This is a genomic window from uncultured Thiohalocapsa sp. (assembly GCF_913063425.1).
Classification (GTDB): Bacteria; Pseudomonadota; Gammaproteobacteria; order Chromatiales; family Chromatiaceae; genus Thiohalocapsa.
Map to the genome: position 1 here is coordinate 53,332 of NZ_CAJXYK010000031.1, position 13,849 is coordinate 67,180.

The 13,849-nt window shown below is 68.4% G+C and carries 10 protein-coding genes and 4 tRNA genes; 9 read left to right on the forward strand and 5 right to left on the reverse strand.

Annotated features, from left to right (window positions below; translation table 11 throughout):
* Window positions 1-41: 41 nt before the first annotated feature.
* The 3 genes from prmC to hemA all read right to left on the reverse strand — a co-directional run bounded on the left by prmC (window position 42) and on the right by hemA (window position 3,351).
* Window positions 42-905, reverse strand: a complete 864-nt coding sequence (gene prmC, locus QZ607_RS16415; protein WP_295884755.1) for a peptide chain release factor N(5)-glutamine methyltransferase — start codon at window positions 903-905, stop codon at window positions 42-44.
* 22 nt (window positions 906-927) lie between these two features.
* A complete protein-coding gene (prfA, locus tag QZ607_RS16420) occupies window positions 928-2,007 on the reverse strand; it encodes a peptide chain release factor 1 (RefSeq protein WP_295884760.1) in 1,080 nt (359 codons plus the stop codon).
* A gap of 69 nt (window positions 2,008-2,076) precedes the next feature.
* A complete protein-coding gene (hemA, locus tag QZ607_RS16425; RefSeq protein WP_295884763.1) occupies window positions 2,077-3,351 on the reverse strand; it encodes a glutamyl-tRNA reductase in 1,275 nt (424 codons plus the stop codon).
* 395 nt (window positions 3,352-3,746) lie between these two features.
* On the opposite strand from hemA, the gene QZ607_RS16430 reads away from it, so the two are divergent.
* From QZ607_RS16430 to pth, 6 genes are all read left to right on the forward strand, one after another.
* On the forward strand, window positions 3,747-5,528 hold the full coding sequence (locus QZ607_RS16430) for a tetratricopeptide repeat protein (RefSeq protein ID WP_295884765.1): 1,782 nt from the start codon (window positions 3,747-3,749) through the stop codon (window positions 5,526-5,528).
* A gap of 58 nt (window positions 5,529-5,586) precedes the next feature.
* Window positions 5,587-6,441: a 4-(cytidine 5'-diphospho)-2-C-methyl-D-erythritol kinase gene (gene ispE, locus QZ607_RS16435; protein WP_295884767.1), complete on the forward strand. Its 855-nt coding sequence runs from the start codon at window positions 5,587-5,589 to the stop codon at window positions 6,439-6,441.
* Between the two features lie 132 nt (window positions 6,442-6,573).
* A tRNA-Gln gene (locus QZ607_RS16440) sits at window positions 6,574-6,648 on the forward strand.
* Between the two features lie 304 nt (window positions 6,649-6,952).
* A complete protein-coding gene (locus QZ607_RS16445; RefSeq protein WP_295884769.1) occupies window positions 6,953-7,906 on the forward strand; it encodes a ribose-phosphate diphosphokinase in 954 nt (317 codons plus the stop codon).
* 201 nt (window positions 7,907-8,107) lie between these two features.
* The gene (locus QZ607_RS16450; protein ID WP_295884771.1) at window positions 8,108-8,740 is read left to right on the forward strand and encodes a 50S ribosomal protein L25/general stress protein Ctc; all 633 of its coding nucleotides are present in this window, start codon (window positions 8,108-8,110) and stop codon (window positions 8,738-8,740) included.
* Between the two features lie 114 nt (window positions 8,741-8,854).
* On the forward strand, window positions 8,855-9,439 hold the full coding sequence (pth, locus tag QZ607_RS16455; protein WP_295884774.1) for an aminoacyl-tRNA hydrolase: 585 nt from the start codon (window positions 8,855-8,857) through the stop codon (window positions 9,437-9,439).
* A 156-nt stretch (window positions 9,440-9,595) separates the two neighbouring features.
* Here the strand turns inward: pth and QZ607_RS16460 are convergent, their stop codons facing one another.
* Entirely contained in the window at window positions 9,596-11,077 is a 1,482-nt protein-coding gene (locus QZ607_RS16460) for an OmpP1/FadL family transporter (RefSeq protein WP_295884776.1), read from the reverse strand.
* A gap of 497 nt (window positions 11,078-11,574) precedes the next feature.
* Window positions 11,575-12,930, reverse strand: a complete 1,356-nt coding sequence (locus tag QZ607_RS16465) for a UDP-glucose/GDP-mannose dehydrogenase family protein (protein WP_295884778.1) — start codon at window positions 12,928-12,930, stop codon at window positions 11,575-11,577.
* Window positions 12,931-13,220: 290 nt separating this feature from the next.
* Between QZ607_RS16465 and QZ607_RS16470 the strand changes: the two genes are divergently transcribed.
* From QZ607_RS16470 to QZ607_RS16480, 3 genes are all read left to right on the forward strand, one after another.
* Window positions 13,221-13,305: transfer RNA gene (locus tag QZ607_RS16470), tRNA-Tyr, on the forward strand.
* A gap of 119 nt (window positions 13,306-13,424) precedes the next feature.
* Window positions 13,425-13,498 (forward strand) — tRNA-Gly (locus tag QZ607_RS16475).
* A 77-nt stretch (window positions 13,499-13,575) separates the two neighbouring features.
* A tRNA-Thr gene (locus QZ607_RS16480) sits at window positions 13,576-13,651 on the forward strand.
* The last annotated feature ends 198 nt before the right edge of the window (window positions 13,652-13,849 follow it).

Consider the following 13,849-nt stretch of genomic DNA (forward strand, 5'->3'; position numbering starts at 1 on the left):
TCGGTGTCAATCGGCCCTTGGCTGGTCAGCCCGTCTATTGCTCACTGAGCCGGGCGGCGGGCACTGGTGGCCCGCTCCAGGCCGGCTGCGTCCCTGCGGGTGACGATAGCGCACCAGCCGCCGAGGTGCAGCAATGCGCGCACCTCGGCGGCCTGGTCCCAGCCGTGCTCCAGCAACAAGAGCCCCTCGGGACGCAGCACGGCGGCGGCCTGCAGGAGGATGCGGCGGATGGCCGCGAGCCCGTCTGGGCCTGCTGCCAGTGCCTGCGGCGGCTCGAAGCGCAGGTCGCCGCGCAGCAGGTGCGGGTCGCCGGCCCGGACATAGGGCGGGTTGGCGACCACCAAGTCCAGGCTCCGGTCCGCAAAGCCGTCGAGCCAGTCGCCGCGCAGCAGCAACAGCTCGGCCGCCGCGTGCCGCCGGCGATTCTCTGCCGCCACGGCGAGTGCGGCGGCGTCCCGCTCCACCGCGTAGACCATCCAGTTGGGCCTCGCCTGCGCCAGGGCCAGGGCGATGGCGCCGGTGCCGGTGCCGAGGTCGGCACAGCGCAAGGGGCTGTCGGCGGGCAGCAGGTCCAGCGCCCAGTCCACCAGCAGCTCGGTCTCGGGCCGTGGAATCAGCGCCCCTGGGGCGGTGTAGAGCTCAAGGTCGTAGAACCCGCGGCGGCCGAGGATATAGGCCATGGGCTCACCGGCGAGGCGGCGCGCCAGCAAGGCATCCAGCGCGGACTCGGCCGCGGCCGGTACCGGCTGCTCGGGATACGCAAAGAGAGTCGTGCGGGGCAGCCCCGTGGCCGCGCACAGCAGCAGCTCGGCCTCGAGCCGGGCAGCGGGCTGGGCGGCGCGCGTGAGGCGCGCGGCGCCCTCCTGCACCGCTTGCGCAAGGCTGGTCTGACGGGGTTGCGGCAAGGTCGTTGGGCAGGACAGGGGCTCAGGCGCTCATCAGGGCGGCGAGCTCGTCCGCCTGGTGCTCCTGGCGCAGCGGCTCAATGACCTGGTCCAGCTGGCCCAGCATGACTTCGTCCAGCTTGTAGAGCGTCAGGTTGATGCGGTGATCCGTGAGTCGGTTCTGCGGGAAGTTGTAGGTGCGGATGCGCTCGGAGCGGTCGCCGCTGCCCACCTGGAGCCGGCGGGACTCGCTGCGCTCCGCCACCTGGGAGGCGACGGCATCCGACAGCAGCCTGGCCTGCAGCAGCGCCAGGGCGCGGGCGCGGTTCTTGTGCTGAGAGCGCTCGTCCTGGCATTCGACGACGATGCCGCTCGGCAGATGGGTGATGCGCACGGCGGAGTCGGTCTTGTTCACATGCTGGCCGCCGGCACCGGAGGCGCGGTAGGTGTCCACACGCAGATCCTCGCTTGCGATCTGTACGTCGTCCACCGCCTCCGCCTCCGGCAGGATGGCGACGGTGCAGGCGGAGGTGTGCACCCGGCCCTGGGACTCGGTCTCCGGCACCCGCTGCACGCGGTGGGCGCCGGACTCGAACTTGAGCCGGGCATAGACGTCCGGCCCTGCGATGCGCACGATGATTTCCTTGTAGCCGCCGAGCTCGCCTTCGCTCGCGCTCATGATCTCGTGGCGCCAGCCCCGCAGCTCTGCGTAGCGCAGGTACATGCGCAGCAGATCCGCGGCGAAGAGGGCCGCCTCGGCACCGCCGGTGCCGGCGCGGATCTCCAGATACACGTTGCGCGCGTCGTTCGGGTCCGGCGGCACCAGCAGCCCGAGGAGCACCGGCTCCAGCTCGTCGCGACGGGCCTCGGCGGCGGCGATCTCATCGGCCGCGAGGCCTTTCATCTCCGGGTCTGCCAGCAGCTCCCGGGCGCTGTCGATGGCCGCCTCGGCCTCCCGGTATTCGCCGAGACGCGCCACCAGCGGCTCCAGCTGGGCGTACTCGCGGCTCAGGTCGCGAAAGCGCGTTTGGTCGGTCTGGGTGTCCGGGTCCGCGAGCAGGGCGGTGACCTCGGCATGGCGCTCGGCGAGCTGGTCGAGCTTGCCCCGGAGGGATGGGTTCATGGACGCGACGGACTGACAGGCTGGGGATCAGTGGCTGGGGATCAGCGACCGGCTCCGAGCGATTGGGCCTCAGCGGTTGGAGTCGTTCTCCACCTTGAGCTGGAACAGCTCGTTGGCGGCCTCCAGCAGCTCGTTGCGGCCCTCGCGGCCGGCTCGGCGCAGGCGTACGCTCGGGCTGTGCAGCAGCTTGTTGGTGAGCAGGTGTGCCAGCTGGCACACCACCTCGTCCGCCGGCTTGCCCGCGGCGAGCTGGCGTTGGGCGCGCTCCACCAGGCTGTCGCGGGTGCACTCGGCGCGGGCGCGGTAGTCCTGGATCAGGGAGACGGCGTTCAGCGACCGCACCCAGCCCATGAACTCTTCGGTGTGCAGCTCGATGATCTCCTGCGCCTGCTCCGCCGCCTGCTGGCGCGAGCGCATGCCCTGGTCCACCACCCCCTGGAGGTCGTCCACGGTGTACAGATACACATCGCGCAGATCGCGCACCTCGGGCTCGATGTCCCGCGGCACGGCGATATCCACCATGAACACCGGGCGGTGGCGACGCTTCTTGAGTGCGCGCTCCACGGTGCCCTTGCCGAGCACCGGCAAGGGGCTCGCCGTGGAGGAGACGACGATGTCCGCCTCCGGCAGGTGGTTGGAGAGCTCCGTCAGCGCGATGGCATAGCCGTCGAACTGCTGCGCGATGCCGTGGGCACGCTCCACAGTGCGGTTGGCGACGATGATGCGCCCGATGCCGTGCTGGTGCAGGTGGCGGGCGGCGAGCTCGATGGTTTCGCCGGCGCCGATGAGCAGCGCGGTCTGCCGGCTCAGGTCGCTGAAGATCTGCCGCGCCAGGCTGACGGCGGCGAAAGCCACCGACACCGGGCTGGAGCCGATGGCGGTGTCCGTGCGCACCTGCTTGGCCACGGAGAAGGTGTGCTGGAAGAGCTTGCCGAGCATCCGCCCGGTGCCGCCGGCAGCGTTGGCCGTCTGGAATGCCTGCTTCACCTGGCCCAGGATCTGCGGCTCGCCGAGCACCATGGAGTCCAGGCCGCTCGCGACCTTGAGCAGGTGGCGCACGGCATCGCGGTCCTGATAGTGATACAGGTGCTGAGCGAACAGCTGCGGCTCCAGGCCGTGGAACTCGCCGAGCCAGTTGCGCACCGCCGCTTCGGCGCCGCTGCCGTCCACGGCGCAGTAGACCTCCATGCGGTTGCAGGTGGAGAGGATCAGGGCCTCGTCGGCGGGGGTCTGCTCGGTGATGCTGCGCAGCGCACCGACGATCACATCAGGCCCGAACGTCAGCCGCTCGCGGGTATCGACGGGCGCCGTCTTGTGGTTCAAGCCGAGGGTCAATATCGTCATGGCTTCGGTTTGGCCGTTGCTGTGTTGGGTGTCTGCTTCGCCTGCGGCGTCGCTGCGGTGGCTGGACGGAGCCTCGCGCGACCCCATGTGGCAGTGTATGGCTTGGCGACGCCGCCGGGCCGGTCCCTGCCAAAGGTCTGGGTCCAGGACCGGCTCAAGGTTTGGGCCAAGGTTTGGGCCAGGGTTTGGTTCGGGCGCAGGTCTGTCCGGGGCCGTCGGCGGCGCTCGTAGGGACGAGCGACGACGCTGTCAGGCTGCTTACCGCCCGCCGACGGTGTGAGCGCCGGCCCGCAGCAGATACACCGGCACCATGGCGCAGGAACTGCCCTAGTATACTGCCATCAAACGCATTCACCGCTGATCGCGGTCAACAGCCCCGGGGAAGCCGCACGCACATGACCCGACACGCCCACTCCGCCGCCCTGTGGCTGGCCCTGATGCCGGGCCTGATGCTGGGCCTGATGCTCGCCCTGACGCTGCCTGCGCTCGCCGTCGCCGACGACCTGCCCGAGCCCGCCGCAGACACGCAGGACACCACCGCAAACGCTGCAGCCGGTGCCGAGGCCGGCGCACCGCCGTCGGAGCTGACGGCCGATCTGATCTACTCCGTGCTGGTGGGCGAGGTCGCCGCGCAGCGCGCCGACCAGCGTATGGCCTTTACGCATTACCTGCACGCAGCGCAGCTGGCCCGCGACCCGGAGCTTGCGGCGCTGGCCGCCCGCGCGGCGCTGGCGCTCGGAGACCCGCAGGCGGGCCAGCGCGCCGTGGACCTCTGGCAGGGGCTGGACCCCGACTCCGTCAAGGCGCGCCAGATCGCGGCCTACGTCCAGATCGAGGCGGGCGACCGTGACGCCACCCTGGCGGCGCTGCGCGAGCTGGTGCGGGTGACGCCCGCCGGCAGGCAGCCGTACCTGCAGGCGGCACAGCTGCTCGCACGCATCGAGGACCCGGCGGAGCGGCTGGATTTGATGCAGGCGCTCATCGCCGACGCGGCGGACGACGCCGATGCCCAGTTCGCGCTGGCCACCCTGGCCGTGGCCGCGGACGACAACGCGCTCGCCCGCAAGGCCGCTGCGCGCGCCGCCGAGCTGCGACCGGACTGGAACGAGCCGCGCATCTTTCTTGTGCAGCTGCTGGTCGCTGACGGCGAGCGCGAAGCGGCAGCTGGCCTACTGGACGACTACCTGGCGCAGGCGGGTGATGACAAAGCGCTCACGCTGCTGCGCGCGCAGCTGCACATCGATGCCGAAGAATACGCGTCGGCGCTCGAGGTCTTCGATGCCGTCCTAGCGCGGGATCCGGATCAGCCCGACGTGCTCTTCACGGCAGCGGTGCTGGCGCTTGAGGTGGATGCCCTGGACAAGGCCCGCACCCACCTGACGCGGCTCGACGAGCTCGGCCGCCGCGAGGACGATGTCGCCTTCCTCTTCGGCCAGCTGGAGGAGCGCGCGGGCAACGCGGACGCTGCGCTCGGCTGGTACGCCCGGGTGGACGGGTCCAACGCCACCGATGCAGCGGTGCGGATCGCGCGCCTGCATGCGGCGGGCGGCGACGTGAGCCGCGCCCGGGACATGCTCCAGCAGCTGCGCGACCAAATGCCCGACGACGCCGTTACGCTCTACCTCATCGAAGGCGAGATGCTGCGCGAGCACGACGCCGAGCAGCAGGCCATGGCGGTGTACGATCAGGCCGTCGCAGCGCGCCCCGACGACCCGGATCTGCGCTACGCCCGGGCCATGGTCGCGGTCGGCCTGGACCGGGTCGAGCTTTTGGAATCTGACCTGCGGCACATCCTCGCACAGGACCCGGAGCATGCCGATGCGCTGAACGCCCTCGGCTACACGCTGGCCGATCGCACCGACCGACTGGCAGAGGCGAAGGAGCTCATCGAGCAGGCGCTCGCGCTGAAGCCGGACGAGCCCGCCATCATGGACAGCATGGGCTGGGTGCTGTACCGCATGGGCGATCCGCAGGCCGCGGAGCCCTATCTGCGGCAGGCGCTGGACCTGGTGTTCGACCCGGAGATCGCCGCGCACCTGGGTGAAGTGCTGTGGGCGCTGGGCCGCAAGGACGAAGCGCGGGCCATTTGGGACCGCGCGCTGGAGGCCGATCCCGAGCATGAGTACCTGCTGCGCGTCCTCGGCAAGCATCGCTACAGCCAGACGCCCGGAAACTGATGGCGTGACGGCGCACTCGGGACCTGGCGCCCGCGCCGGCACAGACACCAGTCAGACGATGCACGACCCATCCCCACGCCCGACGCCAGAGGGCGCTTGGCTCGCGCCGGCGAAGCTGAACCTGATGCTGCGGGTGTTGGGGCGCCGACCGGACGGCTACCATCGCCTGCAGACGGTGTTCCAGTTTCTGGACCGGGCGGATCGCCTGTACTTCACGCCGCGGGCGGACGGGCGCATCCAGCGCGGTCGCGCTGCCGCGGACGTGCCGCCGGAGCAGGATCTCGTGGTGCGCGCCGCGATGGCCCTGCGCGAGGCGACCGGCTGCGGTGCCGGCGTCGACATCGACATCGACAAGGTCCTGCCCATGGGCGGCGGGCTCGGCGGGGGCAGCTCGGATGCCGCAACGACCCTGCACGCGCTGAATCAGCTTTGGGCGCTGGGGCTGGACCTGGAGGCCCTGGCGCGCATCGGCCTTGCCCTCGGCGCCGATGTGCCCGTATTTGTGCGGGGGTACGCCTGCTGGGCGGAAGGTGTGGGCGAAGAGATCTCCCGCATCACGCCGCCAGAGGACTGGTACCTGGTGTTGGTGCCGCCGCAGTCGGTGTCCACCGCCGCGGTCTTCGGCGACCCGGAATTGACACGAGACTCAAGCCCCATCACAATGGCGGACTTCGTTGCGGGTCAATGCCCAAACGATTGCCTGGCTGTGGTGCGCAGGCGCTATCCGGCCGTGGCAGACGCCTTCGACTGGCTCGACGCGGCGGCTGCCGCGCCCCGGCTGACGGGCACCGGCTGCTGCGTCTTCGGCACCTTTGCGTCCAAAGATGGGGCGCAGGCGGCCTTGGCGCAGGTGCCCGCGGGCTATGCGCCCTTCATCGCGCAGGGTCGCAACCGCTCGCCGCTGTTCGCCTGACGCTGTTCGCTGCGTCGGTTCGGGGTCGGTCGGCGGCGGCTCCACGCAGCGGTTGGGCGCTGACGTGCGCAGGAGCGCCCACCGGAAGAGCGCAGTCGCCGCCTGGCTCAGAGGCTCAATCCAAAGATCACTTGGGGCGTCGCCAAGCGGTAAGGCACTGGGTTTTGATCCCAGCATTCCCAGGTTCGAATCCTGGCGCCCCAGCCACCATCCGTCGCGGGCAGAGCAGACTCTATGGCCGAGGTCGCACCCAGCCTGACGCACTGAGCAAGCGCGCATGGGGCGTCGACTCGCGCCCTGACCGCGTAAGCTCGCGTGACACGTCATCGGAGCCCTGCACTTACCCGGACGCTGCCGCGTAACGCTATCGCCTGACGCTTGCCCCTGACGCTTGCCCCTGACGCTGCCCCCTGACCCTTCCCCCTGACGTTTCCCCCTGACGCCGCCCATGGAATCGCCATCGCGCCCAGCACCTGCACCCGGCATGGGTGAGCGCGTGCGGCGTAGAGCCGTGCCCGACAGCCATTTGATGGTCTTCACCGGGAACGCAAACCCGGAGCTCGCCGCCGAGATCACGGCGCACCTGAGCCTGCCCCTCGGCAAGGCCGTGGTGGGTCAGTTCAGCGACGGCGAGGTGATGACGGAGATCCAGGAGAACGTCCGTGGCCGGGATGTCTTCGTCGTGCAGCCGACCTGTGCGCCGACCAACGACAATCTGATGGAGCTCCTGGTGATGATCGACGCGCTGCGCTGGGCCTCAGCGAAGCGCATTACGGCCGTCATCCCGTATTTCGGCTATGCTCGGCAGGACCGCCGTCCGCGCTCCGCCCGGGTGCCCATCACGGCCCGGCTGGTGGCGAAGATGATCGGCACCGCAGGAGCGGACCGCGTGCTGACCGTGGATCTGCACGCGGATCAGATCCAGGGCTTCTTCGATATCCCGGTGGACAATGTTTACGCTTCACCCGTGCTGCTCGGCGACATCTGGAAGCAGAAGTATCCGGGGCTGATGGTGGTGTCGCCCGACGTGGGCGGCGTCGTGCGGGCGCGGGCGGTGGCAAAGCGGCTCGATGATGCCGAGCTTGCCATTATCGACAAGCGCCGACCGAAGCCGAACGAGGCCAAGGTCATGAACATCATCGGCGATGTCCGGGAGCGCTGCTGCGTGCTCATCGACGACCTCGTCGACACCGCAGGCACCCTGTGCCAGGCGGCGTCTGCGCTGAAGCAGCATGGTGCGGCGATGGTCGCGGCCTACTGCACACATCCGGTGCTCTCGGGGCCCGCGGTTGACAATATCGCCGCATCCGAGCTCGACGAGCTGGTGGTCACCAACACCATCCCGTTGGGGCCCGATGCTGCGGCCTGCCCGAAGATCCGCCAGCTCAGTATCGGCGAGCTGCTGGCGGAGACCATGCGCCGGGTCTCGGACGAAGAGTCCGTGAGCTCGTTGTTCGTGGACTGATTTCGGTCGGCGGCCGCGCATGCCGCCGGCGCCTTCAACCATGCGCCCTGGCCGCGGATAGCATCCGGGGTGCAGGCGCAGGCTGTTTGACCGCTGCATGGGGCAGCGGCGAGCGGGCGCCGTCCACCTGGTCGCGGGTGGCGGCGCCTTGTGTCGTGGAGAGCCACTGTTGTGGCGACCCACTGTCTTGGAGACTGAAGCATGAGCGAAATCTTTGAAGTCGTTGCCCAGCCGCGGACCGACGGGGGGAAGGGTGCGAGCCGCCGCCTGCGTCGCCAGGGTCTCGTGCCGGGCATCGTCTATGGCGGTCATCGGGACCCGCAGATGGTGTCGGTGCTGCACAGCGAGCTTTACCGCCAGCTCGACTACGAGGCCTTTTATTCCAGCATCCTGAATCTGAAGCTCGACGGCGAGACCACGCAGGTGGTGTTGAAGGATCTGCAGCGGCATCCCGCCAAGCCCTTCATCATTCATGTCGATTTTCAGCGCATCAGCGCCAAGGACAAGCTGCGCATGAGCGTGCCGCTGCACTTCGAGCACGAGGCCACCGCCGTCGGCGTCAAGAAGGGCGGCGTGGTCTCGCATAACCTGACGGAGCTCGAAATCAGCTGCCTGCCGAAGGATTTGCCCGAGTACATCGCGGTGGATATGGCAGCGATGGAGATCGGCGATGTGCTGCAGGTGTCGGACCTGAAGCTCCCGGCCGGCGTCGAGCTGACGGCGGCCATGGATGCCGACACACCTGTGGTCAGCATTCATGCGGCCTATGGCGGCAGCGCCGAGGAGGAGGGCGCCGAAGGCGAGGGCGAGAGTGGCGAGGCCCCGGCTGAGTGAGCCTGAAGCGCATCGACCCGCCCCGGTGGCCGCTGCGGCCCGGGCGGGCGGCGCCGCACGGACGCTGACGCGGCTGACGGGCCACTGCTCAGCACGGCGCTCAGGTTTGCAGCAATGTCCCATTCCGGCATTCGGCTCGTCATCGGGCTCGGCAACCCCGGCCCAGACTACGCCTTGACCCGCCACAACGCGGGCTTCTGGCTCGTGGACCGGCTCGCCGAGGCGCACCATGGCAGCTTCCGGGCCGAGGCGAAGTTCCATGGGCTGCTGGGGCGCATCACCGTCGGCGCCACGGACGTGCGTCTGCTGAAGCCGAGCACCTACATGAATCACAGCGGCCGCGCCGTGGCCGCGGTGGCTCGCTATTTCGACATCCCGCCCGAGGCGATCCTCATCGCCTACGACGAGCTGGACCTGCCGCCCGGCCGTGCCAAGCTCAAGCTCGGCGGCGGGCATGCCGGACACAACGGCATGCGCGACAGCATCGCGGCGCTGGGCAGCCGCGACTTCTGGCGGCTGCGCATTGGCATCGGCCATCCCGGCGAGAAGTCGCGTGTGGTGGGGTATGTGCTCGGGCGTCCGTCGCAGGCGGATGCGACGGCGATTCTGGATGTGGTGGATGACGCCGCACGCGCCTTGCCCGACCTCGTCGAGGGCCGTTTCCAACTTGCGATGAACCGCCTGCACGCCGCCCCCTGACGTGTGCTCGTCGTCGGCGTCGATGGCGCCTGCGCTTGCCGCGTCGTCGCCCGGGTGTGCATGTCGGCGTTGCACTGTCTGCGCCGCGGACATGACAAAGCCGCCCGGAGGCGGCTTTGTCGATGAGCCGACCCGGGGGTCGGCGCGGGTGGTGTCTCAGTTGAAGAGCCAGGCGAAGTTCACACCAAGCTCGTACTGGGTCATCTTGATTTCCGGTGCCTGGGTGCCGGTGAAGGCGCCGGGGCCTTTCGCTGAGCCCTCCGGCGCGTACATGCCCCAGAAGGTCAGCTCGAAGTCGTCGCGGAGCCGGTAGGTGCCGCCCAGGGTCCAGTGGTCCTCGATGACCGCGGGCGCCAGGGTGTTGAACGCCACCTGGGTGCCGTCGATGGGGTTGTTGCCGTGACTGTAGCCGGCGCGCAGCGTGAGCTGGTCATTGACGTCGTACTGCACGCCGAACTTGATGACGGTCATGTCGTCCCAACCGAAGCCGGCGCCTTTGGAGCCGCCCAGGCAGTAGCGGGAGTCATAGGTGGCGCCGGGGGCGCTCGGCATGCCGAAGGCCGCACCCAAGTCGCAGCGGGTGGCCAGCTCGTTGCCGTTCGCCACTGCGTCCACGTCGCCGTACCAAATCTGCTGTACATCGAGGGCAAAGGTCAGGTCCGGGGTGGCGCGGAAGGCGGCGCCGATGCTGCCCACGGCCGGGATGTCGAAGCCACCGCCTTCGGCAAACAGATCCGAGTACTTGTCGAACTTGTCCATGAAGATCTTGGTGCGATAGGACAGGCCGAGCGTGAGCTGGGATGTCACGTCCCACAGGCCGCCGACCTGGAAGCCGTAGCCCCAGGCGGAGTCTTTGCCGTTATCGGACAGGCTGTCCGGCGAGATGGCCGACATCGTGCCGCTCTGAATCATGCTCTGGGTAAAGGTCTGGGTGAAGCCCTGGAACGCTCCGACGCCCTTGATCTCGATGGTCTGGTAGCCGAGCAGGAAGCTCGCACCGATTGACACGTTGCTCGCCAAGTCGCGTGCGTACCCGAAGGAGATACCGAGCTGCTCGAGGTTGACGCCGGCGTCCCCGCCGCCGATCCGGCTGGTGCCAGGCACTTGCATGCCGGCACGCGGATCGGGCGGCTGGTAGGACGGCGGATTCGCAAGCGTGTTGTTGCCGCCGAAGGTGCCGACATTGAACAGGGTGTCCCTGCTCCGATAGTCCGAGTTCATGCCGCCGTTGCCGAAGAGCGCGACGCCTACCGCGCTGACGGCGTCGATGGGATGCACATAGCCGAGACCCGGCACCAGGAAGTCGTTGTTCTCGCTTTCTACCGTGGCTCGCCCGTCCGGCGGCCCGCCGATGGGGGCCAGGGCGCCTGTCATGGGATCCGGCGTCAGCCCGTCGTACTCGCGCAGCGGGCGAAACCAGGCGAGACCGGCGTCCGCGCGCCGACCGACCCGGGTGAGGCCCGCCGGGTTGCCGACCACCGACAGCGAGTCCTGCGGCAGCGCAGCTTCGCCGGCACCGGCCATGCCTGCGGCGGTTGGCGAATAGGCGTGGGACATGTAGCCGTTGGTGGCCAGGACTGGTGATGCACCAACGCAACATACAACCGCGACGGCCGCGGTCAGGGGCTGCAGTTTCATGTTTGATCCTCTGTCGTGGTGGTATGTCAGCGCCGAAGCTGGCTTTATGCCTTGTCAACGGCGGCCGCGTACCCATGCGGGTCCTGTTGCAATGATTAGCCGTGGTGGCATAAATGTCAAATCAAGCGCCGACCAATGGTGTACTTGCGGTGGCGAGTGTTGCTGAGGCGCAACGGTAGTGCATTTTAGGGGTTTTCCGCTTATCCGCGGGTGGAAGCGGCTGATTGATCGGAGTAGTGACTTAGGCTAAGCCGCTCGACAGGTGGCGGCGCTGGGTCGCTTGGGTGTGCGCTTGCGCCTCCGTCACGCGGCTGTGGGGCCGCAGTCCCGGAGATGCTCGCCGGCCCGCCGCTTGAGGTTTGCGGCGTGGGGCGAGTCGGCGCCGCCGCGGTCCATACGGGGCCGGACAGCGCGGGGTTTCGGCGCGGATCGGTGTGGGTTTCAGGGCCGCGGCGGGCGCCGCGCGAGAGCTGACGCGGGGCGCGGGACGACAGGTCTCAGAGGCTCGCAACGCCTTGGCGCGGCGCTTTGCTGGCGCGGCCGATGGACACATAGGTCAGGCCTGCGGCCGTTACCTGTCCGTGGTCGAGGATATTGCGCCCGTCAAAAATCACGGGGTGGCGCAGCCGCGTCCGGATCGCATTGAAATCCGGGCTGCGGAACTGGGTCCACTCGGTGACGATGGCCAGCACGTCGGCGCCGTCCAGCGCCGCCAGCGGGTCGTCGGTCAGGGTCAGGTCCGAACGCGCGCCGTAGATGCGCCGGGTCTCGTCCATGGCCACCGGATCGTAGGCCCGCACGGCGGCGCCTGCGTCCCAGAGCTGCTCCATCAGGCGGCGGCTGGACGCCTCGCGCATGTCGTCGGTGTTCGGCTTGAACGCGAGGCCCCAGAGTGCGATGACCTTGCCGTCCAGCGCGCCGTCGAAGTAGTCGGCAATCTTGCCGAAGAGGATCTCCTTCTGGCGGAAGTTGACCGCCTCCACAGCCCGCAGCAGCTCGGCCGTGTAGCCGACGGTGGTGGCCGTGCGCTCCAGTGCACGGACGTCCTTGGGGAAGCAGGAGCCGCCGTAGCCGCAGCCGGGATAGATGAACTGATAGCCGATGCGCGGATCCGAGCCGATGCCGACCCGCACCTGCTCGATGTCCGCCCCCACCGCTTCGGCGATGTTGGACAGCTCGTTCATAAAGCTGATCTTGGTGGCCAGGATCGCATTGGCGGCGTACTTGGTGAGCTCCGCCGAGCGTACGTCCATGACCATCAGCCGATCGTGATTGCGGTTGAAGGGCGCGTAGAGGGCGCGCAGCAGCTCCGCGGTGCGCGGGTTGTCGGTGCCCACGATGACGCGGTCCGGGCGCATGAAGTCCTCGATGGCCGCACCCTCCTTCAGAAACTCGGGGTTGGATACGACGTCGACCTCGATGCTGACGCCACGCCCGGCCTGGGTCTCGCGGATGCGCTCGGCGACGCGGTCTGCTGTGCCCACGGGTACCGTGGATTTATCGACGATAATCCGGTACGCATCCATGTGCTCGCCGATGGTGGTGGCAACGCTCAGCACATGCTTGAGGTCCGCCGAGCCGTCTTCGTCGGGCGGGGTGCCGACCGCGATGAACTGGAACAGGCCGTGGGCGACGCCGGCGGCAAGGTCGCTGCTGAAGGCGAGCCGGCCGGCTTTGGCGTTGCGCCGGATCATGTCGTCGAGGCCCGGCTCGTAGATGGGCACCCCGCCTGCGTTCAGCAGCTCGATCTTGCGCTCGTCCACGTCCACGCAGAGCACGTTGTTGCCGACCTCTGCAAGACAGGCGCCGGTGACCAGGCCGACATAACCGCTGCCGAAGATTGTGACGTCCATCGGGGCTAGACCTCTTGGAGAGCGTTACTGGGGATGTTGCTGGGGATCGTTCTTAGGGGGATCGCTTTTGGCGGATCGTCCTTGGGGCGGATGGTTGTCGATCTCGGGCACGCGTGTCCGTTGCGCGAGCCGACAAGAATAGCATCGCGGGCGCCGAAACGGCCTGCGCCGGACGAGATGCGCTCCAGCCGCCGGGGCCGTCGGCTATCTGAACGGGATGGGGCATGGTCTTGTCGATGAGCTGTTGACCGACGTTCGGCTGCGGCCTATACTGCCGCGCTCGATTGCTTGGAGGGGTTCCCGAGCGGTCAAAGGGATCAGACTGTAAATCTGACGGCTCAGCCTTCGGAGGTTCGAATCCTCCCCCCTCCACCAAAAGGTATCCGCCAAAGCCGCGCACCACCGACGACGGGCTCGCCGATGGCCGCGACGACACCGTGTCGAACCTTCACGTTGCAGTTGGGCTGGCAGCGTTGGCGGGGGACGAGGCCCCTGCGGGTGTAGTTCAATGGTAGAACCTCAGCCTTCCAAGCTGATGGTGTGGGTTCGATTCCCATCACCCGCTCCACACGACGGTCTCGTGCGCGGCGGCACCGGTCGCATGAGGACGGCGTCGCGCAATTGGATTTGGTGGCGGCAGACATCGCCCATGTAGCTCAGTTGGTAGAGCACACCCTTGGTAAGGGTGAGGTCACCGGTTCAAATCCGGTCATGGGCTCCAACGAACGGACTCCGGTCGACGGCCGGGTCCGCGCTGCGACGGCAGCAACAGGTCTAACGTCGGCTGTGGTACGGGCTGGCGGCGTCGGGAATAGCTGGTCTGAGCGAGGTAGGGGTCCCCAATGTCCAAATCCAAGTTCGAGCGCAAGAAGCCACACGTGAACGTCGGCACCATTGGTCACGTGGACCATGGCAAGAC